Consider the following 23594-nt stretch of genomic DNA (forward strand, 5'->3'; position numbering starts at 1 on the left):
TTTGAGCGTCTTGACCCACGGGATGCAATCATTATGCCAATTGCCGCAAAGCGACTAACAGCATGCCACAACCCCTTACCCTAAAGGGGGTTACGGACAACATTGCAATCCCGAATAGTACCAAGATTGCCGGTGAAATCAGCAGAATGGGGCGCAATACGCGCGAAATGCATGCACAGAAATGAAAAAGACTTGCGCCAGAGGGGCGCATAAAAAAACGGCCGAGGCCAAAGAGACCGAAATCTCCTCAGCCTCGACCGCCGTTCCCAACAGCCCCGTCGTCAGGAACAACACCCCATCATGCTTTGGGTAAACGAGGTCTTGCCTCGTAGTAGGTCGAGTTTGGACTCTCTTCTGCAAGAGAGCGATGCGTTGGCCAGTTCCCGGCTCACTCTGCATCCTGCTGAGTAAATTGAGAAGTGGACCACGCGTCTACAAAGCGGCGCCGAATCAGTCGCCTCGACAAATCGTTGACCATCCTGGTCGTCCATGATTTGCCGAATGAACTTCAACGCTTCTTTGCTGGCTAAAGGCAATTGCATTCAGCGTGCCAAAACGAAAAAACATTCCACAATTGTACGAATCGCCCTGGTTTCTCGGTGAAATCGCGTCCTACCCCCCTGAAACCTCCTCGAATTTCCACCAAGCCGGTTGCCTAAAATGAATGCAACTGCCCATGATGAAAGCACTCGATCAATTCCTGTGGGAGAAATAGGCACGCGTGAGCGATATTCCAACCCTGACAGCCGCGGAACTCGTCGAAGAATTTGAGTTCTATGACGATCCTATGGATCGTTTTCAATATCTGATCGAACTCGGTCGGCAGATGCCCCCGTTGGACGATGTCTATAAGGTCGAAGCCTACCGCGTCCAGGGATGCCAAAGCCAAGTCTGGCTGATCCCCCAGGCAACCGAGGATGGTCAGCAACTCTACTTTTTGGGGGACAGCGACGCCCAGATCGTCAAAGGCTTGGCCGCGCTCCTCTCGATGTTGCTCTCTTATAAGACGCCGGACGAAATCCTGGCGTACGATTTGGAGTCCCTGTTCGAGCAGGTTGGCTTGGCTCAGACGATCACCCCGTCCCGCGCCAACGGCTTTTACAACATGGTGCAGCAGATTCGCGACCTCGCCACGGCGGCCAAAAAGTCGGGCTAATTTCGTCAGCCGGCATAATCGGTTTGGTTGCGTCGCCTTCTCGGGCAGGCCACAATAGTCGGTTCTGTTCACGGTTTTTTACGCCCCCCTTAGAGACCACCCCATGAAATTGAACCTCACTCGCATTGCGCTTGCCGGCCTCCTGTCGCTGGCGACCGTCGGTCTGGCTCAAGCCGCCGATAATTTGCCCACCTACACCAAGCCCAAAGAAGCTGGCGTCGACTACCAGATCCAAGGCGAATACGTCGGCAAGCTGGTCATCAACGGCAACGAAGTTCCGTTTGGCGCCCAGGTCATCGCTTTGGGCAACGGCGAATTTGACGGGGTTGGCTACCCGGGCGGACTGCCGGGCGAAGGCTGGTCGCGCGGCATGGAAACGCACAAAGCCCAAGGCAAGCTGAAAGATGGCGTCGTCACCATGGAAGGCGATCATGGTAAGGTCACCATCGCCGACGGCATGATCACCGTCTACACCACCGACGGCGACAAGATCGGCACGCTGAAGAAGACGGTTCGCAAGAGCCCGACCTTGGGCGCCAAGCCGCCGAAGGGGGCGACCGTGCTGTTTGACGGCTCGAACACCGACGCCTTTGAAAAAGGTCAGATCGTCCAAGACAACTTGCTGTTGGCCGACACCTACACCAAAGAAAAGCTGGGCGATCACTCGCTGCATATCGAGTTCATGCCGCCGTTCAAGCCGGAAGCTCGCGGTCAGGCTCGCGGCAACAGCGGCGTTTACGTCCAAGGTCGCTACGAAGTGCAGGTGCTCGATTCGTTCGGCCTGGATGGCGCTGACAACGAATGCGGCGGCATCTACAAGGTCTCGAAGCCGATCGTCAACATGTGCTATCCGCCGCTGACCTGGCAAACCTATGACATCGACTTCACCGCCGCCAAGTACAACGAAGCGGACGAGAAGACCGAGAACGCTCGCGTCACCGTCAAGCACAACGGCGTCGTCATTCATGACGATCTCGAACTGCCGATGCACACCCCGGGTCGCGAACAAGAAGCGAACAAGCCGGCCTCGCTGTACCTGCAAGGTCACGGCAACCCGGTCGTCTACAAGAACATCTGGGTGATCAAGAAGTAACGCCGCAGGGGCCTTACTTGCGAAAGCTTACGACGCCGGCGAGTCATACTCGTCGGCGTTTTTTTATGCCGCCAGTTCGTCGCCGGCGACATTGGTCTCGGCGACCGGCTGGGGAGCTTCTTCCGGATCGTGCAACAGCTCCAATCCGCTGAGCGACGCCTCGATGCGGCGGCGGTAATCTTCCAGCGATTCGCCGGCGATCGGATAGACCGGCTCGGCGAAGTAGCCGTTGATGCGACAGAACGGTTTCGGAATCTGCAGCCGGTCCCAAGTCTTGGTCAAGATCCAGCGTCGCTCGGGCTTGGCCACCAGGTTGACGACGGCGGCGCCGGTCTTCTGCGACAGCAACGCGACTCCCTTATGAACCCGATTACGCGGGCCCCGCGGTCCATCGACCGCCAGGTAAGCCGGTTTGCCGCTGGAGACATGTTCCATCAGTCCGGCTAGCGCCTCGCGGCCTCCTTTGACCTGTCCGCGGGTGCGATTGGATCCCCGGATCGGCGTGACGCCCATCACCTGCAGCGTTGGTACGATAAGTTGCCCATCCAGCGATTGCGAGACCATGGCGGCGGTACCACGCTCGGCGCCCATCGCCGCGGCGACCTGATGAGCATGCAGCACCGAGTAGACGTAAGAAACGCCGGCGTCACGTAAAGCGGGACGGGGATCGTCGTGCAATCTTACCCGGCAGGTCAATCGCAGCAGCAGTACGGCCAGCGCCGCCAGGTGGGCGACGATCCAATTCAGAATTACTTTCACAGCTTCCCGCTCATTTTGCCCATCCGTTGACATACGACATCCATTTCGTAGCCAGGGAGCGGCCAGTAGATCATATCGACCGAAGTGCGGTCCCGGTCGTCCGATGACCTGGCGCAATCGCACTTCTTTGGGGCGAAACCGCAAAGCAGTCTCCCTCCCAATTCCCCACGCCAAAGGAACAAGCTAGGCAAGCGGGAAATGGAGAGGGGAGTTTACCTGCGAACGGTAGACAGGGTCAATGCGACCATCCGGCCTTTCTGATGCGCGCCCCTATTTAGCGGAGACCGCCGGTTTGGCCTGCCAGGCCTCGTCAAAGAAATCGGCCGCGGCCACTTTGCCCGGCGTTTTGCCGTCGGGGGGAGTGGTGATATCAATCACCGCCCAGTCGGGCAGCTGCGGGTTTTGCCGCGAGTTGCTGCTATCATCCAGCTCGCGGAAGGTCGGGCCGCTGTTGAGCACCAGGTACTTTTGCGGGTTCTGGGGATTCGGGAAAATCATCAGCGGCACATGCGTCTTGGCCGAGAACGATTGCCCGGCGATCTTGACCTCATCGGCGTTCCAGGTCAGCGGCAGTTTCGCAAGCGAGTCGCGAATCACCTGGTTGGTGCTCGGCGTTCCCCAGGCGATCAGGTGGTACTTGGCGATGTCGGCGGGCGTGATCTGATCCTCATATTTCCAGCGCGGCTTGCCGCGGAAGAGGGCCTGCCAGCGATCGTCAAAGTGGGCGATCTCAAACTCCAGCCACTGCTGCAGCTTGGCGTTGGTCGACTTCTCTCGGGGCACGACCACCAGAAACGGCTCCAAGAAGACGTCGTCAATCGGTCCCTGCAGACCCGTCTGCTTGGCCAACGCGGCGTCGTCAGCGACCGGGCCAAGCGACCATTTGCCGTCCGACTTCACCAGCGTCAGCGGGGCGTCGTCGGCCGGGGCGTCCTCGACCTTCAATTTCTCGCCATCGATATCGACGACAAAGCCGGCCGGGATCTTTTGCAGGTGGAGCGCCAGCGCGGCGATGTTCTTGGTGCTGATCGTTACCGAATCGGGCCAGGCAACTTTGGCGTCGATGCGTGAGTCTCGCCAATGCTCGTCCAGACGGAGCGCCTCAACCCAATGCATCCGCGGGTAGCGGAGCGTGCGGGTTTGCAGCGAGACCTCGCTCGGCGTGCGGTTCAATCCGGCGTCGCGGAACTCTTTGATCTGACCGAGCAGCGTCTTGAGCGTCTCCGGCTCGTACTTGTGCGCCGTCTTCGGGCCGATCAGGTGCAGTAACTTCTTGCCTTCGGCGGCGTACGCTTCTTCCATCACGCGGGCTGCCTGGATCTGCTTGTCGATCTCGCCGCTGTAGGCGATGACCGGCTGATTCAGCAGATTGCGGACATAGTCGGGAACGTCATAACAGCCCCACAACGTTTGCGTGTAGGAGGGCGGATAGTTGGTCGGCTTCAAGTTTTGGTAACGGGCCGTTTCAGCGAAACCGGCGCCAGGGCTGATTGCAACCCAGTCGTCCGCGTAGTGCGCTCCCAGATGCCAGGCTCCGGCGCCTCCCATCGAAAAACCCATCAACACGATCCGGTCCGCATCAATCGAGTATCGCCGCTTCACATCTTCAATCGCGTCGAGCACGTCGATCTCGCCGGCCGACTTAAAACCGATGCACTGCCGACCAAAGGGATGCAGCGTGATCGCATCGTCGGGGGCGACATAGCCTTTGCTCTTTTCCCGATTGGCCAGGAAGTAAAGATCGGTCTCTTTGTCGCCGCGACCATGCAGCCAAACGTACAGCGGAACCGGGTTCGACCGATCGAGCTTCGCCGGAATATGCAAACCGTACGGCTGAACCGAATCGTCGATCGGGCTGCGATAGCCGCGTACGAGCAAACCACCCGCTTTCGGCCAATCCGCCTTGCCGGCTTCGATCTGCTCGATCCGCTGTTGCGCTTTGTCGAGAGCCGCTCGGGCGACATCGACATCCTTCGGCTTGTAGAACTCACCGTTGCGCAGCGCCAGCGAGACCGCCTTCAGGTAGATCTCGGCGTCGACCGCCAATGGATTGCTTTCGATCGCGGCCAGCTTCTGTTGCAATTGTTTCAGCCGCGTCGTCAGCTCCTTTTTCACCTTGCCGCCGATCTCGATCCCCGGCGGCGGCAAGAGACGTTTGATCGGCGGAATCGGGTCTTGCGCCAGACCAGCGGAGGCGATTGAAAGCAAGAGTAAGACAGACCAGGCAGAGCGAATCATGAGCGGCCAGCAAGGTTGGATGGGAGGAGATCGGGGAAGGGTCGCCATGCAGGCCGCAACGACCTACAAAACATCCCTTTATCGTAGTACAAAACCACTCGCGCTGCGATCAGGCCCCCCTTCCCCACTAGTTCTTGCTCTTGCGTAGGGCAGGCCGTGCCTGCCGAGGTGCATACGCCCGCGATTCCGGCAGGCACGGCCTGCCCTACGCGGAAAGAGCGCTGAAATCGACCAGGTAACCTGCTAATCGCAACTACAATCTCCGACCGGTGTCGGCGGTTCAACCAGGGTCAGCTTGGCCCGCGGGTGCGCTTGCTTGTACTCTTTAAAGAATTGCTGGAACGTCGGAAAATCTTCCGGCAAGGTAAACTTCTGCTTCCATCCCCAAGGTTGGTTCTGAACATCAATCTGCTGCCGCTCAACATAATGCAGTAAAGCGTTGAAGCGAGCCTGAGCGACCGGAGAAACCTCAGCGGACGGCTCGCCGAGAGGCGTTTCGTTAAAGTACTGCGTGGGACTTACGCCGAAGTTTTCGACCGAGGTATTAAGGGTTCCGTAGGGAGCGTAGTCGGAATAAAACTCGCTCCCCTCTTGCCCTTCGTGGTACTGCAGCACGATCACCAGGCAATGGTTATGCGGAGCCTCAAGATCTTCGTCGTGGAATTTCGAAACACGCAGCTGCGGATACTGCCGCGGCTCGGCCCGCAACCACGGAGCGGCGACCGAGCAGACGAGAGCGCAGACCGCGACCAAGATCAACAAACCGGTGATGCTGAACCGATGCGGAACGCGTCGCCAGAATCGTTGCAGGTGGCGTTTCATGTTGCAGGACCGCGAAAGAGAGAAGCGTTGGCGCCGATTCGATCCTGGTAGTTCGTCGGCGGCCAGCCGATCTTGGGGAAAATCGCCTCGGACTTCCTACGTTGAAAGAGGTTTCGACAGGCGTCTTACCCACCGACCGCTTCACTTTCTACCGCGCCTATCCGTGCTCTTCTCCGCGGCCTCGGTGTTCCATTCTTTTTGCGAACTGGGACCGCACTCCCTTGCTTGCGCTGCGGACTAATGTTGGATCGCCTGCGGCGGCTTGGCTACCTGCCGCCGAGGGCGTCTTCAAAGAGGGCGTCGCCAAATTGCTCCGCGTTGAACAGAGCGAAGTCGGCCGGGGTTTCGCCGACGCCGATGTATTTGACCGGCAGGTTGAACGTCTGGCGGATCGGCACCACAACGCCACCTTTGGCCGAGCCGTCGAGCTTGGTCAGGATGATCCCGGTGCACTGGGCCGCTTCCGAGAAACCTTGGGCCTGGCTGATGCCGTTTTGACCGGCGGTGGCGTCCAAGACCAGCAGCACTTCGTGCGGCGCTTCCGGCACCTTTTTGCCGGCGACGCGGCGAATCTTGTCGAGTTCGTTCATCAGGTTCTTCTGCGTTTGCAGACGACCGGCGGTGTCGAGGATGACGATGTCTTTGTTGTTCTGCACGGCGAAGTCGACCGCTTTAAAAGCGACGCTGGCCGGGTCGGTCCCCTGCTCTGCTTTGACGATGTCGACGCCGAGCCGATCGGCCCAGATCGAGAGCTGTTCAACGGCCGCCGCCCGGAAGGTATCGCCAGCGCCGAGCACCACGCTCTTGCCTTCCGCCTTCAGATGGCCCGCCAACTTGGCGATCGAGGTCGTCTTGCCCGATCCATTGACGCCGACCACCATCACGACGGTCGGGCCGCTTTCGGCAAAGACAATCGGCGTCTCGGGCTGCTGCATCAGCGCGACCAGTTCGTCTTTGACCGTTTGCAGCACTTCGCCCAGGTGGACGACGCGGCCGCGGTATTCGGATTTGATCTGATCGCGGATCTTACCGGCCGGACCGGCGCCCATGTCGGTGCGAACCAGGATCGCGTAGAGTTCGGTCAGAAACTCGTCATCGACCAGGCGCCCTTCCTGCTTGAAGAGGTCGCGAATGTCGGTGTTGAGCACCCGCGACGTTTTGACGAGGCCACTTTTCAGCCGCGAGAAAAAGCCTTGCGGCTGTTCCGCCGCAGGGGCTGGCTCGGCAGGTTTTTCTTCCGACTTTTTGAACGGGTTGAATAGTCCCATCGTTTCCTCGTGAGGGAAGACCTCGGTTCCAGGCATGGGGGCCGTCGCCACGTCTGCGTGGCAATGATTGTGGTTGGACTTTCCGTTGGACGTTGAGCCGCAACCGCTCTACCGTCTCGACTGTCATTCAAGCGCCATCATCAATTATTTGGATGACGCATTCATTGCCACGCAGACGTGGCAACGGCACCCCAGCGTTCGACTTAGCCGCTGGCGTTTGACTGTTTTGACTTCAGGACGCGATCGAGAATTCCGTTGACGAATTGCGGCGAGTGTTTGCTGCCGAACCGCTTCGACAGTTCGACCGCTTCGTTAATCGCCACGCGATCCGGCGTGTCGGAAAACAAGATCTCGTACGCCCCGATCCGCAGCACGTTGCGATCGGTGACCGCCATCCGGGCCAGGCTCCAGTTGTCGGCGAAGGCTTCGATCTTAGCGTCGATCGCCTTGCGATGCAGACGAGCGCCGACCAGCAGCGAGCGGCCGAACAAGACCAGGTCTTCGTTATGTTTCAGGCGTCCGCGCAAGAATCGCTCAGAGACGCCGATGTCGGCGTCAGGGTTGAGATCCTCTTGATAGAGAATCTGGAGAACGACTTCACGAACTCGACTTCGTTTCGACATAGATAGGTATGCAAGTAACGGCCCAAGGCCGGGTTGGAGTTATTCTTCGCGGGGAAGCTGTTTCATCAGGTGAACCATTTCGAGGGCCGCGTCGGCCGCTTCGCTTCCCTTGTTTCCGACATTACCGCCGGCCCGGTGCAGCGCCTGCTCGAGCGTGTTGACCGTCAAGACGCCAAACATCACCGGCAGTTCGCACTCTAGGGCCAATTGCCCCAGGCTGTCGCTGACCTGACTGTTGATGTACTGGTCGTGGGTCGTTTCCCCTTTGATGACCGCCCCCAGGCAGATCACCGCGTGAAACTGCCCGCTGCGGGCCATGCGGGCCGCCACCACCGGCAGTTCCCAGGCTCCGGGAACCCAGGCGACTTCGATGGCGTCGTCGGCGACTCCGCGCTCGGCCAAGGTCGCCAAGGCGCCGTCGCAGAGTTTGCCGGTAATGGTTTCATTGTAGCGAGCGACGACGATCGCCACGCGTACGGCTTCGCCTTGCAGCTCGCCGCGGTAAGTCCGGACCAAAATAACGAATCCTGAAGCGGTAAATGGCTGGAAGGTTCTCTATTGTAGAAAAAGTTGGCCGCTTGAGAGCGCCGCCCACCGTAGGCGAACGAAAAAACGCCCAGGAGGTTTCCTGGGCGTAAACTCGTTTTGCGGGCGAAATCGCTCCATTCTATTTCCTACCGGTTGGTATTCATCCCCATCAGGAACTCGGCGTTCGACTTGGTCTTGGCCAATCGTCCGAGGAGGAATTCCATGGCGTCGGGCGAATTCATGTCGTTCAGCACGCGTCGCAAGATGCAAACCCGCTTATATTCTTCGGGGTCCATCAGCATCTCTTCGCGACGCGTTCCGCTGGCGTTGATGTCGATCGCCGGCCAAACGCGGCGGTCGACCAACTTGCGATCGAGGACGATTTCCTGGTTGCCGGTCCCTTTGAACTCTTCAAAGATCACGTCATCCATCTTGCTGCCGGTGTCGACCAAAGCGGTGGCGATGATCGTCAGCGAGCCCCCTTCTTCGACCTTACGAGCCGAACCGAGGAACCGCTTCGGCCGCTGCAGCGCGTTGGCGTCCAAACCGCCGGAGAGGAGCTTGCCCGACGAGGGGCATTCCGAGTTCCAGGCGCGAGCCAACCGCGTGATCGAATCGAGGAAGATGACGACATCGGTCCCAAACTCGACCATCCGCTTCGCCTTTTCGATCACCATCTCCGACACTTGCACGTGTCGCGACGGCGGTTCGTCAAAGGTCGAGCTAATGACCTCGCAGTTGGGGCCTTTGACCTGGCGTTCCATATCGGTCACTTCTTCCGGACGCTCGTCGATCAACAAGATGATCACGTATGCGTCGGGATAGTTGGCCAGGACCGCCTTCGACATTTTCTGCATTAGTACGGTTTTGCCGGCTCGCGGCGGGCTGACGATCAGGCCGCGCTGACCAAACCCGATCGGCACGATCAGGTCGATGACGCGGGTCGCCAGTTCGTCCGGATCGGACTCCATGCGGATCCGCGAGTCAGGATGCAGCGGGGTCAGGTCGTCGAACTGCACCTTGTCAGCGGCGATGTTCGGATCCTGGTAGTTGACCGCTTCGACGCGGAGTAACGCGAAATATCGTTCGTTTTCTTTGGGCGGGCGAATCTGGCCCGAGACGACGCTGCCGGTTTTCATGCCGAAGCGGCGGATCTGGCTCGGCGAGACGTAGATGTCGTCCGGGCAAGAGAGATAGTGATAGTCGGGGCTGCGCAAGAAGCCGAACCCGTCCGGCAGGATCTCAAGGGTCCCTTCGCCGTACATCAGGCCGTTCATCTTCACGCGCTCTTTGAGGATGCGGAAGATCAGCTCTTGGCGCTTGATGCCGGCCACTTCGCCCAAATTCTCCTTGCGGGCTTCTTCGATCAGTTGGGCCATCGACATCTTTTGCAGTTCGGCGATATGGATCTCGCCCTGCTTCACCTTCTCGTAGCGTTGATCGTCCGCGTCCTCCTCCTGAGGGCGGCGCGATCGACTGACCAATTGCTCGGCCAGCGACATAGGCTCAGCGTCGTCATCGACATTGTTGAGCCGACGTAACTCATTCACAGCGTCTGTTCCTTCCGACTTCGGATTACGAGCGCTCTGCTCGTGGTTATTAGTTGATTCGGGCAGGATGCCAGCCCCAAATTTGGGCTGCCCTGATCGCGAATCATGATTCTGATTTTTTGTTCCGCTGCTTCGATGAGGCATGGAACTGAACTCCAAGATGAGAAAAGACGAACCGGACGACTTCCTCAAAAGGAAGCCGTGAGCGGAGTTTGGTTGCTGGGCAAAGTCCGAGCAGGAAGTGATTCGGCTCGGCATTCGCCTGGCTGGGGAGGAGACGAGTTACTTCCGTTGTAACAGATCGCCTCATCGTCGACGAGTCGAGAATCGTTGTGCTCCGTAACGCGCTAACTTGTTACCGTTTAGCGAATTAGCGATTCTTCCGACAATTGTCGATCGTAGGCGATTTGTCGCCCCCGAGCGTGATTTCAAAGTGGTTTGGTTTCCCCTAACTGGGACGTCAAGGAAGGCGTATCGGCAAGCCGCGCAAATGGACTGGATCTACTTTTACGAATAATTTTTGAACGGAAAGAAAAGCATCAGGTGGTAGGAAAAAGGACGCGATCTCGCCAATATTGTTCGACCTGAGCGTCGAGCTGCGTGAGATCGCCATCATTACGAATTATGTAATCGGATAACGCCCGCTTCTCTTCCAATTTTTCCTGGACTGCCTCTCTCGCGTTAAACTCGGCTTCACCCCACCCCCTTTGCGTGGCATACTTAAGCCGATCGGGGTAGGGCGTGTCAATAAATACGAGGTAATCGCAAATATCAGACCAGCCGGCCTTCACTAGCAGGGCGGCATCCATAATCAACGCCGGAGGCGCACCATTGGGGTCGTTAAGCGCCGAATCAATTTTCGCCTGAAGACTAGTTTTTATGCGAGGATGTGTGATTTTTTCTAACTCAGCCAGCCGCTTATGGCTGAGATCATCACCACCAAATACTCTTGCGGCCAATCGGCGGCGGTCAACTTCCCCATCCTCGGCAAATATTTCGCTGCCGAAGCTTTCGCGGATTTCCTGCTTCGCTGCCTCATCCTTTAGCAACTGGTGACCCATTTGGTCAGCATTGGCCACGACCGCCCCCCGCTGGCGAAACAACTCCGCCACAGTGCTCTTGCCGCTCGCAATTCCTCCCAAGATCCCGATTATCTTCATCTTTGGCCTCTGGCGAATATCACGCCGCTAACTGGACTTTGCCCTCGCTGGCGCCCAATCGCGCAGCGCCGCCGGGAGGCACATTTCTCCTTCGGCCTTCGGCTGGACACTTGTTCCGACAATCCGCAGCACGCCACCCAAGCGAGCTATCACATCGGCTCGCACTGGGCCCAATTGTCCCCGCTCTTCACGTCGACGACGAGCGGAACGGCCAGGTTTCGCGCCGATTCCATCTCGGTCCGTACCAATTGCGCCAGTTCTTCCAGATATTCCGGCGGGGTTTCAAAGACAAGTTCGTCATGGATCTGCAACAGCAGCTTCGCCGGGGCCTCTTCCTTGATCAGCCGGTCATGCACCCGCAGCATCGCCAGCTTGATGATATCGGCGGCCGAACCCTGGATCACAGTATTGACCGCGGTTCGCTCGGGCATGGTCAGCTGCCGCTTGAGCCGATCCCGTTTCTCGGGCGATCGCACGCCGTCGATCGCGCGGCGGCGTCCCAGAATCGTGCTGACGTTACCATCCCGCTGACATTCAAACAGCGTCCGATCCATGAACTCATCAACGCCCGGGTATCGTTTGAAGTAGGCGTCGATAAACTCGAACGCCTCGCCCTTGTCGATGTCGAGCGACTTGGCCAGGCCAAACGGACTTTGCCCGTAAACGACCCCAAAGTTGATCGCCTTGGCGCTGCGTCTTTGGCTGGAGCTGACCTGGTCGAGCGCCACGCCATACACTTCGCTGGCGACGCGGGCATGGATGTCTTCGTTGTTCTGATACGACTCCATCAGCGCCGGATCGCCAGAGAAGTGGGCCAGCACCCGCAGTTCAATCTGCGAATAGTCGGCGCACAGCAGTTTCCAGCCTGACTCGCCAGGCACAAACGCCGAGCGGATTTCGCGACTCTCTTGCGTGCGGATCGGGATGTTTTGCAGGTTCGGCTCGTTCGAGCTCAAGCGACCGGTCGCCGCCACCACCTGGTTGAACGAAGTATGAACCCGATTCGTTTTAGGACAGACAAGCGTCGGCAGCGCGTCGACGTACGTTCCCTTCAGCTTGGCGTACTGGCGGAACTGCACGATCTTGGCGGGCATGTCATGCTGTTTGGCCAGTTGCTCCAACACTTCGGCGTCGGTGCTCGCTCCCGTCTTGGTTTTCTTGATGACCGGCAGGTCCAGTTCTTCAAATAAAATCGTCGACAGCTGCTTGGGAGAAGCGATGTTGAACTCGCGGCCCGCTAATCTGTAGATCTCGCGTTCCAGAACTTCCATCCGCTCGCCGTACTGACGGCTCAGTTCGTTCAATCGCGCAACGTCGACGCGAACGCCGTTGTATTCCATCTCGACCAGCACGTCGATCAGCGGCAGTTCGACCTCGGTCAACAACGACGACAGACTTTCCGACTCGATCCGCTCGGAAAGAATCGGATCTAACCGCAGCGGAATATCCGCATCTTCCGCCGCGTAGTACGCAATCTTCTCGACCGGTACCTGATCCATGGTGATCTGGTTTTTGCCGGTGCCGATCAGCTCCGAGATCTTGACCGTTTTATGCTGCAAATACCGCTGCGACAGTTCATCGAGGCTGTGCGACCGGGCGCCTGCTTCGAGCAAGTAATGGGCGACCATCGTATCGAAGGCCGTTCCGCGGACGTTGACGCCAACGCCCCGCAACACCACCAGGTCGTACTTTAGGTTTTGGCCGACCTTTTCGATCGCCGGATTTTCGAGCACGTCGCGCAGCTTCTCCAGCACGACCGCTTCGTCCAGTTGCACGTCGCCTTCCGGCGCCCGAATCGGAATGTAGGCGCCTTCGCCCACATCCCACGCCAACGAGATGCCAACCAGATCAGCCCAGCGGGGACTGGTCGAGGTCGTTTCGGTATCGAAAGAGAGCCGCTTTACCTGCTGCAGATGTTCGACCAGCGCGTCGAGCTTTTCGGCCGTGTCGATCGTTTGGTAGTTGGAATTCCAAACCGCCTGTTCGGCGGGCGCGGCGTTGACCTGCAACTCGGCCATGTCGCGGGCCAGCGTGCGAAAGCCATATTCGCGGCAAAGCGATTGGACTTCGTCCTGGTTGATCGGCTGCACGCGACAGGCATCCCAATCAACCTCGATCGGCACGTCGCGGACCAGGCGCACCAGGTCGCGACTCAGTTCGGCCATCTCGCGACCATTCTGCAGGTTCTCGCGGCGTTTGGCGCCTTTGACTTCGCCGGCGTTATCGAGCACCGCGTCGAGGGTGCCATACGTTTCGAGCAGCTCTTTGGCGATCTTCGGTCCGATCAGCGGAACGCCCGGCACGTTATCGACCGAGTCGCCGACCAGCGACTGAAAGTCGACGACCTGATCAGGACGAACGCCCCAGTCGGCCATCAGCGCTTCGGCGTCATAGAACGCATTCTTGCGGACGTTGTACATCCGCACGTTGTCGCTGATCAGCTGGCGGCAGTCTTTGTCCGAGGTAACCAGCGTGCATTGGCCCCCCTGCTCTTCGACGATCGCGGCGACCGTCGCCAAGACGTCGTCCGCCTCGTAGTTCTGCTTCTCCAGCACGGCGACGTTCATCGCTTCCAGCATCCGCCGGATCAGGCCGATTTGCGGGCGCAGGTCGACCGGCATCTCTTCGCGGGTCTCCTTGTAGTTGTCGTACAAGTCATGGCGAAACGTGCCGCCGGGGGGATCGAACGCGCAGATCAAATAGTCGGGCTTCTTCTCTCGCAGCAGCAGCGCCACATCCCGGGCAAAGCCGAACACGGCCGAGACCGGCTGCCCGGTCGGGCTGGTCATCGGGGGCAACGCATGAAAAACCTGGAAGATCAGAGAGTGGGAATCGATGATCCAGACGTCGGCGTCCTTGAGCCCAGCGATGCCGGCGGGCCGCTCTGGCTGTGGCTGGACAGTTGTTTCGGCGGGGGCGTCGGCCGCTGGGGGTGCCACTTCCGGCGGTTTCTCGCTCCCAAACAGGAGTGACTGCTGCGTCTTCGATTTGGCCATTCCCGATGCATTCCTCACTGAGGGGTAAAGTCGCGAAGATTATTGCTGTTTACCGAGTTACGAACAACCAGCCCGCCCCCAATGTTGCCCATAGCCAACACGTTGTTGCGAGAAAACCTCATGCGGCCCCCGGTACACCACTCCCTCGTTACCTAATCTTTACCAATTCGTTGACTGGCAATTTCTCGCTAACTACAATCATCTATTGGACTTCAGGCGACGGAATTTCTGCCCGACGCTCCTACTTTTCCTTCGCAATTCTGCCGTTGGCCTACAGCTTGCACATTGGAATCGGTGATACGGCCAATTACGCTAATCAGTTCTGAGCTAATCACGACAATTTGGCGGCACGCACCCATCGCCGCCCGTTAGGAGTTTATCGAGATGGCAGCCCGAGAAAGCCAAGGTCTTCAGATCGCCGTGATTCTACTAGTTTTGCTAGTGGCAGCTCTCGGTATCACCACGTACGTCTTCTATGCGGCGAACGACAAGTCGAAACTTGACGCCGAAGCGGCCAACCAACGGGCCCAAGAAGAACAAGGCCGTTCGCGCACCTATCTGGCCGAACGCAACGAGCTGAAGGTCATGATCGGCCACAGCGAAGAAACGCCGATGGACGAAATCCAAGAGGCGTTTGGCGACGACATGAAAACCTTTGTCGCTGACGAAGGCGCCCAGGCCCCGACGGTGCAGAACTATCGCCAGGTTCCCGGCGTGATGCAGGCCTCGGTGATCAAGCTCGAAAAACAGCTCGCCGATTCGCTACGGGCCAACACCGCCCTGCGTGCCGAGAAGGTCGCTCTCGAGAACACCTACCAAACCAAGCTGAGCGAAGCCGAGACCTCGCGTGACAACGCGCTTGCCGCTCAGGCCGAAGCCGAAAAGAAGATGGCCGACGATCGCAAGTCGCTGGAAGCGGCTCAGGCCAAGCTGCAGGACGAAAAGGTCAAACTGCAAGGGACCATCGCCCAGACGATCGATGGCAGCAAGAAGCAAGTCGACGCGGCCAACAAAGAACGTGACCAAGCTATGGATCTCGTGGAAGCATTCAAGGTTTCGCTGAAAGAGAAAGAGCCAAAGGTGGGCGACGTCCCCGACGGTCGAATCATCTGGGTCAATCAGAAAGAAGACAACACCTGGATCAATCTCGGCACTTCCGATCTGCTTCGCCCGCAGATGACCTTCAGCGTCTTTGAAAAGGGTGAAGTCAACATCGCCTTGGCGACGGTGAAAGGCAAGATCGAAGTGACCCGCGTCAACGGCTCGAACGAAGCGGAAGCTCGCATCCTCGAAGAAGACGTCACCAACCCGATCATGCCGGGAGATCAGATCTTCACGCCGATCTGGTCGCCGGGCGTCGCGCAGAAGTTCGCCATCGTCGGCATGATCGATCTGGATGGCGACGGCGAAGATGACACCGATGATCTGAGGAACCTGATTCAAAGCTCGGGCGGCGAAGTCGCCGCGTGGGTCGACGCCGAAGGGAACATCAACGGGGAATTGACCCCGGAAGTTCGCTACCTGATCGACGGCAAAACGCCGACCGAAAAGACCGCCGCCGCCGTGCTGACCGCCTATTCGCAGATGCGGGAAATGGCCCGTCAGAATGGCGTCGAACTGATCCAGGTTTCTCGCCTGCAAGAGCGGATGGGCTGGCAGAGCACCGAACGCCTGGTTCGCCTGGGTCGCACGTCTCGCCTGGAAGAACTGGAAGCCGAAGCCGAACGCGAACGCGATTTCAAACCGCGTCGCCCGATGAGCGCCTACGACAACTAGTCGCAGCGACAAACCAACAGGCCGCACTCGCCAAAGGCAAGTGCGGCCTGTTTCATTTCGAACGGCCACGTGACGCCATACTCTACTCACATGGTGCCATGCTCTTATCGCGTCTTCGCGAGAAGAGCATGTCTTCCGTCGGATTGCTTTCCAGAAACGTCAGTTGGGTCCAGCGAAGCGCTGGCCCAACAATGCGGCCGCAAGCAGAAGGTGGGTTACACAAGCGAGTCGCGTTGATGGAGCGAAACAACTTAATTCGCGCTTGCTCCACCCACCCTACGTCATGTTGGTAATGCGACGGTGAACGCCCACGCGTTCTACTGCGGGCAATGCGTCAGATGGCGGCGGAACATCAACGTGCCGAAGAGACGCACGCCAAGGTTCTCGAGCTGATGGCGAGCTTCGTCGCTATCGGCAGAGCGAACCGCGCGAACCAGATGAGTCGGATCAGCGAACAGCGAGGCCGGGCATTCCAGCTCTAGTTGCCGGGGCACTTGCCACAGGAACTTCCGTTCGTGGCGATTCAGCTCATGAACGCGGCACAGGTCGTTGAACAGCCGACGCGGGCTGTCGGTTCCTTCGTCTCCCTTGGTCGTCGTCCACTTCTGGAAGTACCACAGCCCGAGCACGGCAAACAGCATGAACGCAGCGAGCAGCAGCAACTGACCGTAGTCGATCGACACATTCTCGGCGCGAAATCGATCGCCCAAGTTGCGAAAACTGGCTTGCTGTTTCTGCGCCAGCAGACAAAAGGTGAACCACGTGGCGTTCATTCTTTCTCTCCCGCCGGCGTCTTCGGTCGGATGCGGATCGCCGGGGCCGTCGTTCGGCGTTCGGCGATAACCTGCAGGCTCGCTTCGGCCGCTTGCTGCACGCTGACGTTGCGATCAAGCAGCGCTTCGCGAAGTCCGGCGACCGCCGTGTCGCTGTTGCAACCGGCGAGGGCATTGGCGGCGGCGACGCGGATCAAATAGTCGTCACACTTGAGTAGCTCTAGCAGCGGCTGCTCCATCTGCCGCGCGATGCCCAGGCATTCGACCACTTCAATCGCTCGCCGGCGCCGCGACTGCATATCGCTAGTCAGTTCGGCGATCAGCAGTTGATCCGATTGCGAATCAATCTTGCGGACCAGATGGCCGGTCGTCTTGCGACGATCCGCGTCCATCAGGTCGAACGCGGCGAGAAACTTGCTGAAGCTGAACTCTTCGAGCGACTCACGAACGGCGACGCGGACCACTTCATGTTCGCTGTCGAGCTGCGCCAGGAGGTACTTGAGCGAACCGGGGATGCCGCGGTTACGCAGCTGCCGCAGCGCCGCGGCGGCGACGTCCGGATCTTCGTCCTTCGTAGCGTCGATGATTAGTTGACTGGCGACCGCCCCTCGATCTTTGGCGAGCGAATCGACCGCCGCCAGGCGACCCTCCGGCTTGCCGCGGGTCAGGAAGAAGTGAATCACGCCGAAGACCGAATCGCGGTCTTGCGAACTGGTCGTCAAAAAGCGGAGCGCCGTCTCTTGCTGGCGTCCGGTCAGACTCTCGAGCATCTCCAACTGATCGTTGCACCAGGCGACGCTCGGTATCTTCTTGATGTTCCGCATCTCGGTTTCGCTCATGCCGCTGGAGAACGAATCGAGCAATTGCGTGACGAACGGCTTGTCGGTCCGCCAGGCGGCGGCGGATAACAGCGTCAAACAAGGGGACGTTTCATGGAAGATGCTGATGATCAACCGAACGATCGAAGGGCGAAGCGTCCGTTTCAGGATCCCCAGCGTGATTCGGTAAACCTGCGACGCCGGACTGTCCAACAGATGGCGGAAGACCGGATGCTCGCGGCTGGTCAGCATCAGGAAGGATTCGACGATGTCTTCGGACTGGTGCGAATTGCAGCGCCGCATCGAATCTTCGAGCGCTTCCATGGCGCGACCGCGCCAAATCACCAGGTTCCGCTTGCGGGCGTCGGTCGCTTCGTCCAGCAACTTGCGGAGCCGGTCAATCAGCGACACCAGACAGCGACCGGCGACGTCGCGGTTCGGATTGTTTTGGTCCTCGGCGGCCGACGCCATCGTCCGTACCAGGTCGAACTCTTCCAACTGCAGGGCGATCGCGGCCGCTTTTTCGGATTCGGGCCGGGACGACGAGAGAAGTCGCTCACGCAGCATGGTGGTCATCACCCCCATCTGCAGTTTGATTTTTTGCTTCCAGGCGTCCGACAGATCGTCCCAATTTTCAAAGAGATACGCTTCTCCCTTCACGCTGGTTCGTTTCAACAGCGCATCAAACGCGTGATCGCGAATATCGATCGCCTCACTGCGCAGCGCGGCGATCAACACCGGCGTCGCCGCGGCGTTTCCTGATCGCGCAAGGAACTCGTAAGTCTTCTCAAACTCTTGGGGCACTGCTGCTTCCCGTTTTCACCCGACGAAATGCGGCACAATATTCCACGTAATAACTTACGTCGCCGTAGGATACAGGCTAAAAGCGAGCAGCCGCAAAACAAAGAAGCCGGGCCACGCGATCGTTACGATCGTCATGACCCGGCCAACTGGTCGGTGGTACGGCAGTAACCGTTTGGAGTTAGATGCCGAACTGGCGAAGAACGATGTCGCAGACGTCGGTATCGGCCAGCGGGGTTTCGGCGAAAACGCCCTTCTGGCTGGCCAACAGAACGCCGCGTTGCGCCTCGGAGGCAACCGGGGCGCCATGCGAGCCTTTGACCAAGGTCGCGTCGAGCGGGATGCTCTTGGTCGCCATATCGACGTGCAGTTCGACTGGGTCGTAGCCCGGCTTCTTGTGGATGTCGACCTTGCGGGCGAAACCTGGCGCCTTGGCGTCGTCATTCCACCAGTAATAGGCTTGCCAGCTATTGGGGGTCGAAACGAGAATCACCTCCCCTGCCCGCTCGTGATCCATGAAGTACTTGCCGCGCTCTTCCATCGCCAACACTTCGGCGATTCCTTCGGCGCCTTGGAACAGTTCCTTCACCTTGGCGATCACTTCCGGCTTGGCGTCATTGACGTACACCTGCGAGTACTGGTGGTCGCAAAGGGCCCACGCGTCGCTCTTCTCCAGGTCGAGATGCTCGCCATCTTCCTTCTCTTCGACCTGCAAAAGGCCCGCTTCGCGGAGAACGCGATTGGGATAGGCGACATGATCGACCGGGACGATGACGTACTCGCTGGCGATTAAGAAGAGCGTATCTTCTCCCAGGGCGGCCTTCATCCGAGCGATCAGCTTGCCGATCACTTCGTCGATATCAGCGGCGGCTTGCTTGTGGGCGTCGCTGTTGGGGCCCAGTTTTTGGGCGGCGTAGTCGAGGTGCGGCAGATAGACATACGAGAAGTGGGGCTGGAACTTTTCGGCCACCATCGCCGCCGAGTCGGCGATCCAGGCGGTCGACTTGATATTGGCCAGCGGTCCCCAGAAGTGATGCAGCGGAAAGCCTTCGAGTTCGGCCATCAGGTCGCGGTACAACTCTTGCGGCTTGGTGTAGCACCACATCGTTTCGCTGCCGTCCGGATTGTGGACCGGGGCGGGCATGCAGACATAGTCGGCGCCGCTCCGCTTGCTGAGCATCGGGAACCAGGCCGACGTGCGGAGCTCGGGATTGTGCTTCTTCAGCAGATCCCAGATTTGCGGCTGCAGGATCGCTTCGTTGCCGGCGGTCCACATCTCGACCTGCCGCTTGTCGCGCCAGTAGAATCCATTGGCGGTCACGCCATGATCGACCGGCAGCTGGCCCGTCAGTATGTTCGATTGAACCGGCCAGGTCACCGCCGGAAAACTGGCCGCCAACGGAGCGCGATCTCCGTCAGCAAACAAAGCGGATACCTGCGGCATGTGGGCCAGGTCTTGCGGGGCGAGTCCAGGAAGCGACAGGAGGACGACGTTGTCAGGCATGGCGAGCAGTCTTTATCCGGTTGAAAGAATGTGGCTTACTTGGGATGAACGAGGGGCCGCAGGAACTCCATCGCCAGAGCCGCCATCGTCGGCGCTTCGTGACTGTGGCGACTCAGTTCGACATGCAGACCAAGCTTGTAATTGGCGTCGCGGAGCGCAGAAATCACTTCGCTGAAGTCGATCTCTCCTTCGCCAAACGGCAGATGTTCGTGGACGCCCCGCTTCATGTCTTCGATATGGACGTTGACGATTCGCGATCCCCACTCGCGAATCACGGCGCCCAGCGGCAGTTCGGCCTGGCACTGCAAATGCCCGATATCGAGGGTCAGCTGAAACAGCGGCGAATCGATCCGCTCGCACAATTCGGCGAAGCGATCCATCGTGTCGATAAACATGCCCGGCTCCGGCTCAAAGCCGAGCGGCATTTGCTGTTGTTCGGCGTATTCGATCACCGGCTGCAGCGCTTCGACCAGGCGATCCATCGCGGCCTTCGGCGAGGCGTCGTCGAGCAGCTTGCCCGACCAGAGCGAAACGCAGTCGGCCTTCAGTTTGACCGCTTCGTCGATGCAATGCCGGATGAACTCAAACCGGCGTTGGCGACCATGCCGGTCAGGCGAGACGAGCGTCGGCTCATGTTTGCGTTTGGGATCAAGCAGGAAGCGAGCGCCCGACTCGATGACGCAGGCCATTTTCTTTTCGGCCAACAGGGCGGCCAGATGATCGGCCTGGCGATCGGCCATGTAGGTATTGCCGAAGGGAGTCAACGTGCCGTGGTCAACGGTAAACGCGACGCTTTCGTATCCGAGATCGGCCAACACATCGACCGCGTCCAATGGGTCGTGATGGGCGAAGCCGTTCGTGTTGTAGCCAATCCGCATGCTCATCTCATTTGCATCGCGTCGACGTTTCCTTGCCGAAGTCGCCCGTTGATCGCCTGTAGGTAGTTTAGGTGGAATAAACCCAGCGGCCCAGCAATAGCATCGGCGCCACCAACAGGGCGACGATCACCGCCCAAAAGGCGCCGCACACCGCCAACACAAAGCCCGCATTCAAAGTGATCAGCGACAACAGCGCCTGCTTGACCGCCACTTGTACATTGCTGGGCGAGGGATCGGCAATGGCGATGATGCAGCGGCGGAGGATCGAAACCGCAATCAGCAACATCAGGCCGCACCACCCAAACGTCTGCATCGACCGCAAACGGACCACCGACGAGCCCAGCAGCGGCGACGCCACAAACGTCAGCAATCCGATCACCAGCACGACAAAACCGAAAATCAACAGCGGACGCGAGCTATCTTTCGCTTCGGTCCGGGCGAACCAGGTGACGCCGGCAATGTAGATGGCGATTCCGCCGGCAAAGGCCAGCTGTCCGATATCGTACCCGATAAGCGAGAATTCGGCCTCCGGCAGCCGCCCGGCCAAGCTCATCCCCAGCAGCAAATTGAAAAACCGACAGGCTCCCATCGCCACGGCGCCAAAGATGGTCGCTTTGAGACCTGCGTCATAAAGCAATACCGATGCGACCAAGCAAAGCGCGACGACGCCCCCACGCCAGGGCAGCGCGACGTCGGTGTAGAGATAGCCGGCAATCGCCGCTAGCACCACGCCGACCAGCAGAAACTGGTAACCGAGCCAGCCCGCCAAACGGGGCGAAACCCTACCCGAGGGCAACGGGCGACTGGGGCGTTCCTGGCGATCCTTCTCTAGGTCGTAATAGTCGTTCAGGGCCATTCCGGCCGAATAAATCAGGCTCGAGGCCGTAATCAGGCACAAAAAGACAGACCAAGGGGTCAAGCTGGCCGTATCGGTCGAGAATTGCGTGACTGCCAGATAACCGGCCAGAATGTCCGCCCACGCCGTAAAGACGTTCGGCAGCCGAAACAGCTGAAAATAAGGGAGCCACGCAGGTTCAGCGGAAACGGTCGCCACGTTTTCGGCACACGCTAGAAATAGGGAGAACTGGGAGACAAACCGTTCATTATAGGTCGATCGGCTCGACTGCGACAGGCAGTCCACGCGGCGTAATGCAGGCTATTTCGCGTGATATCTTCACAAAATTGCCGTTTCGCGGTTCTCCCCCATTTCCTATAGTTCGCACCCAAAGGCGTCGCTTCCGCAAGGGGAAGTCCTTGGCGCCCTTCCTGCCATCCGATCCCGCCTAATTTCCTTCCCACCTATATGACGCACACATCGCCATGGCCGCCAGCTTCCAACTTCACTCCGCAGTCCGCAGCTGCGCGCTTTTGGTCGGCTTGCTACTAGCAGCCGGTTGCGGAACGACCTCCAATCGCACGCTGACCGAGCAACTGGTCAGTTCGCACGCCGTCGACGAGGCGATCGCCGATATCGACTTTCAGCCGCTGCGCGGTGAGAAGGTCTATCTCGACCCCAGCTACCTGAAAAACGTCAAAGGCGCCGGGTTCGTCAACGCCGAGTACATCACCAGTTCTATCCGTCAGCAGATGAACGCCGCCGGCTGTCTACTGCAAGACAAGGCGGACGACGCCGACTTTGTGGTCGAAGCCCGCATCGGCGCTCTCGGTACCGAAGGACATACCGTCACTTACGGCATTCCGTCGAACAACGCGGTCAGTTCGGCCGCTTCGTTACTGCCGGCCGCGCCGCCGGTTCCGACGATTCCAGAAATCGCCTTCGCCAAGAAAAGTAAGACAATCGGCGGCGCCAAGATCGCCCTGTTCGCCTACCACCGCGAATCGCGACAACCGATTTGGCAATCAGGCATCGCGCAGTCGCTGGGCACCGCTCGCGACACCTGGCTGATGGGCGCCGGGCCGTTTCAGGGAGGCAACATCTACGAGCGGGCGCAATTCGCCGGGTCGCGGCTCAGCCTGCCCAACCCGTTCCACAAAGAAGAAGAGAGCCCGATTCAGGTCGACTACGAATTGGCGTACGACTTCCGCGCGCAACTGGCCGAGTCCGAGTTGGACGACGCGCCCCAGCCGATGCCGATGGGCGAAAAAGAAGCGGACCTGGCCGGCTACGAAGAAGAGAGGAAGGCCGAATCGCGCCAGTCCGAACCAAAAGAGCCGCAGCCCCTGAAAAAGCAGGAACCGACCAAGGTCTCCGTCTCTGGCTAAGCGGTTTCGCCGTCGGCCAGAAAGGTCCAATGATCGAAGGTGGCCGCTTGCCCCACATAGCGGTCCTCCTCATCGACGACGTTCCAGATCGTCGCCTGTTCGATGTAAAAGCGACGTCCCGTGCTGGAGATGCGGACGCCGCGATAATCGTCGACATAGCCGTCCCGTTCCGTTCTCTCTAGCAATCGAGCGCGCTCGTCACGATGCACCGGCTCGGCGGTCAGCCGCGACGGCATCTTCAGGAAGTCGTGCAGTTCGATCTCCCAAAGCTGCAGCGCCGTCTGATTGCCGAACTTGAAGATCGGGTCGGTCTGATCGCCATGCGAAACGACCACCACCGGCAGCGCGAACAGTTGCTGCAGGTCGCGCTGCGGATCGCCGGTCCGCTCCATCAACTCTACGCCAACCCAGCGGCGGTACGAATTGAGCATCCGCTGCACATATTGAGGGGTATCCAAAGCGAACGAGGCAACCTGCGACATAGGTGGTTCCGCCGAAAAACAAGGGCCAGACTACAGGCAGCATACCAAAACGTCGCTTACCTCGGGCGGCCGTATAATCGGCATATCCGTCATCTTCTCCCGTCTGGCCTGATTCTGCAGCCGTCGCCGATCGAGAGCAACTACCA

The 23594-nt window shown here is 59.1% G+C and carries 19 protein-coding genes; 4 read left to right on the forward strand and 15 right to left on the reverse strand.

Annotation, left to right across the window (positions count from 1 at the left end):
- Window positions 1-721 precede the first annotated feature (721 nt).
- Entirely contained in the window at window positions 722-1156 is a 435-nt protein-coding gene (locus tag Enr8_RS19195) for a SufE family protein (protein WP_146434573.1), read from the forward strand.
- A gap of 103 nt (window positions 1157-1259) precedes the next feature.
- Window positions 1260-2249 carry a 3-keto-disaccharide hydrolase gene (locus Enr8_RS19200; protein ID WP_146434575.1) on the forward strand — a complete coding sequence of 330 codons (990 nt, stop codon included), beginning with the start codon at window positions 1260-1262 and terminating at the stop codon, window positions 2247-2249.
- Window positions 2250-2312: 63 nt separating this feature from the next.
- On the opposite strand, the gene Enr8_RS19205 is transcribed toward Enr8_RS19200, so the two are convergent.
- The 9 genes from Enr8_RS19205 to polA form a co-directional block, all read right to left on the reverse strand.
- Window positions 2313-3008, reverse strand: coding sequence for a lysophospholipid acyltransferase family protein (locus Enr8_RS19205; RefSeq protein ID WP_186767746.1), 696 nt, complete (start codon window positions 3006-3008; stop codon window positions 2313-2315).
- Window positions 3009-3278: 270 nt separating this feature from the next.
- A complete protein-coding gene (locus Enr8_RS19210; protein ID WP_146434579.1) occupies window positions 3279-5246 on the reverse strand; it encodes a hypothetical protein in 1968 nt (655 codons plus the stop codon).
- A 243-nt stretch (window positions 5247-5489) separates the two neighbouring features.
- Entirely contained in the window at window positions 5490-6068 is a 579-nt protein-coding gene (locus Enr8_RS19215) for a hypothetical protein (protein WP_146434581.1), read from the reverse strand.
- Window positions 6069-6334: 266 nt separating this feature from the next.
- On the reverse strand, window positions 6335-7372 hold the full coding sequence (ftsY, locus tag Enr8_RS19220) for a signal recognition particle-docking protein FtsY (protein WP_246120154.1): 1038 nt from the start codon (window positions 7370-7372) through the stop codon (window positions 6335-6337).
- Between the two features lie 167 nt (window positions 7373-7539).
- Window positions 7540-7959: a transcription antitermination factor NusB gene (gene nusB, locus Enr8_RS19225; RefSeq protein WP_146434583.1), complete on the reverse strand. Its 420-nt coding sequence runs from the start codon at window positions 7957-7959 to the stop codon at window positions 7540-7542.
- Between the two features lie 39 nt (window positions 7960-7998).
- Entirely contained in the window at window positions 7999-8475 is a 477-nt protein-coding gene (gene ribH, locus Enr8_RS19230; RefSeq protein WP_146434585.1) for a 6,7-dimethyl-8-ribityllumazine synthase, read from the reverse strand.
- Between the two features lie 158 nt (window positions 8476-8633).
- On the reverse strand, window positions 8634-10181 hold the full coding sequence (rho, locus tag Enr8_RS19235; protein ID WP_146434586.1) for a transcription termination factor Rho: 1548 nt from the start codon (window positions 10179-10181) through the stop codon (window positions 8634-8636).
- 395 nt (window positions 10182-10576) lie between these two features.
- Window positions 10577-11197 carry a dephospho-CoA kinase gene (gene coaE / locus Enr8_RS19240; RefSeq protein ID WP_146434588.1) on the reverse strand — a complete coding sequence of 207 codons (621 nt, stop codon included), beginning with the start codon at window positions 11195-11197 and terminating at the stop codon, window positions 10577-10579.
- 149 nt (window positions 11198-11346) lie between these two features.
- Window positions 11347-14193, reverse strand: a complete 2847-nt coding sequence (gene polA / locus Enr8_RS19245; protein ID WP_246120155.1) for a DNA polymerase I — start codon at window positions 14191-14193, stop codon at window positions 11347-11349.
- Between the two features lie 384 nt (window positions 14194-14577).
- Here polA and Enr8_RS19250 point away from each other — a divergent pair, with 384 nt between their 5' ends.
- Window positions 14578-15969 (forward strand): hypothetical protein, encoded by a 1392-nt coding sequence (locus Enr8_RS19250; protein ID WP_146434590.1) that lies wholly within the window; start codon window positions 14578-14580, stop codon window positions 15967-15969.
- 317 nt (window positions 15970-16286) lie between these two features.
- Here the strand turns inward: Enr8_RS19250 and Enr8_RS19255 are convergent, their stop codons facing one another.
- The 5 genes from Enr8_RS19255 to Enr8_RS19275 all read right to left on the reverse strand — a co-directional run bounded on the left by Enr8_RS19255 (window position 16287) and on the right by Enr8_RS19275 (window position 21797).
- The gene (locus Enr8_RS19255; protein ID WP_146434592.1) at window positions 16287-16742 is read right to left on the reverse strand and encodes a hypothetical protein; all 456 of its coding nucleotides are present in this window, start codon (window positions 16740-16742) and stop codon (window positions 16287-16289) included.
- Complete coding sequence (locus Enr8_RS19260) at window positions 16739-18364, reverse strand: HEAT repeat domain-containing protein (RefSeq protein ID WP_146434594.1); 1626 nt, start codon at window positions 18362-18364, stop codon at window positions 16739-16741. Before Enr8_RS19260 ends, Enr8_RS19255 begins: the two co-directional genes overlap by 4 nt.
- A gap of 178 nt (window positions 18365-18542) precedes the next feature.
- Entirely contained in the window at window positions 18543-19865 is a 1323-nt protein-coding gene (locus Enr8_RS19265; RefSeq protein ID WP_146434596.1) for an alkaline phosphatase family protein, read from the reverse strand.
- Between the two features lie 35 nt (window positions 19866-19900).
- Window positions 19901-20743 (reverse strand): sugar phosphate isomerase/epimerase family protein, encoded by an 843-nt coding sequence (locus tag Enr8_RS19270; protein WP_246120156.1) that lies wholly within the window; start codon window positions 20741-20743, stop codon window positions 19901-19903.
- Window positions 20744-20810: 67 nt separating this feature from the next.
- Window positions 20811-21797: a UbiA family prenyltransferase gene (locus Enr8_RS19275; RefSeq protein WP_186767747.1), complete on the reverse strand. Its 987-nt coding sequence runs from the start codon at window positions 21795-21797 to the stop codon at window positions 20811-20813.
- Window positions 21798-22063: 266 nt separating this feature from the next.
- On the opposite strand from Enr8_RS19275, the gene Enr8_RS19280 reads away from it, so the two are divergent.
- Window positions 22064-22966, forward strand: coding sequence for a DUF6655 family protein (locus Enr8_RS19280; RefSeq protein WP_146434601.1), 903 nt, complete (start codon window positions 22064-22066; stop codon window positions 22964-22966).
- Here Enr8_RS19280 and Enr8_RS19285 read toward each other — a convergent pair.
- Complete coding sequence (locus Enr8_RS19285) at window positions 22963-23448, reverse strand: MEKHLA domain-containing protein (RefSeq protein WP_146434603.1); 486 nt, start codon at window positions 23446-23448, stop codon at window positions 22963-22965. The two genes, Enr8_RS19280 and Enr8_RS19285, sit on opposite strands and share 4 nt — an antisense overlap.
- Between the last annotated feature and the right edge of the window lie 146 nt (window positions 23449-23594).

Source organism: Blastopirellula retiformator, from assembly GCF_007859755.1.
Lineage (GTDB): Bacteria > Planctomycetota > Planctomycetia > Pirellulales > Pirellulaceae > Blastopirellula > Blastopirellula retiformator.

Coding starts and splice junctions, on each gene's coding strand:
- Enr8_RS19200 (WP_146434575.1), top strand. CDS start 1,260: ATGAAATTGAACCTCACTCGCATTGCGCTTGCCGGCCTCCTGTCGCTG.
- Enr8_RS19210 (WP_146434579.1), bottom strand. CDS start 5,246: ATGATTCGCTCTGCCTGGTCTGTCTTACTCTTGCTTTCAATCGCCTCC.
- Enr8_RS19215 (WP_146434581.1), bottom strand. CDS start 6,068: ATGAAACGCCACCTGCAACGATTCTGGCGACGCGTTCCGCATCGGTTC.
- ftsY (WP_246120154.1), bottom strand. CDS start 7,372: ATGCCTGGAACCGAGGTCTTCCCTCACGAGGAAACGATGGGACTATTC.
- nusB (WP_146434583.1), bottom strand. CDS start 7,959: ATGTCGAAACGAAGTCGAGTTCGTGAAGTCGTTCTCCAGATTCTCTAT.
- rho (WP_146434586.1), bottom strand. CDS start 10,181: ATGCCTCATCGAAGCAGCGGAACAAAAAATCAGAATCATGATTCGCGA.
- coaE (WP_146434588.1), bottom strand. CDS start 11,197: ATGAAGATAATCGGGATCTTGGGAGGAATTGCGAGCGGCAAGAGCACT.
- polA (WP_246120155.1), bottom strand. CDS start 14,193: ATGGCCAAATCGAAGACGCAGCAGTCACTCCTGTTTGGGAGCGAGAAA.
- Enr8_RS19250 (WP_146434590.1), top strand. CDS start 14,578: ATGGCAGCCCGAGAAAGCCAAGGTCTTCAGATCGCCGTGATTCTACTA.
- Enr8_RS19255 (WP_146434592.1), bottom strand. CDS start 16,742: ATGAACGCCACGTGGTTCACCTTTTGTCTGCTGGCGCAGAAACAGCAA.
- Enr8_RS19265 (WP_146434596.1), bottom strand. CDS start 19,865: ATGCCTGACAACGTCGTCCTCCTGTCGCTTCCTGGACTCGCCCCGCAA.
- Enr8_RS19270 (WP_246120156.1), bottom strand. CDS start 20,743: ATGCGGATTGGCTACAACACGAACGGCTTCGCCCATCACGACCCATTG.
- Enr8_RS19280 (WP_146434601.1), top strand. CDS start 22,064: ATGGCCGCCAGCTTCCAACTTCACTCCGCAGTCCGCAGCTGCGCGCTT.
- Enr8_RS19285 (WP_146434603.1), bottom strand. CDS start 23,448: ATGTCGCAGGTTGCCTCGTTCGCTTTGGATACCCCTCAATATGTGCAG.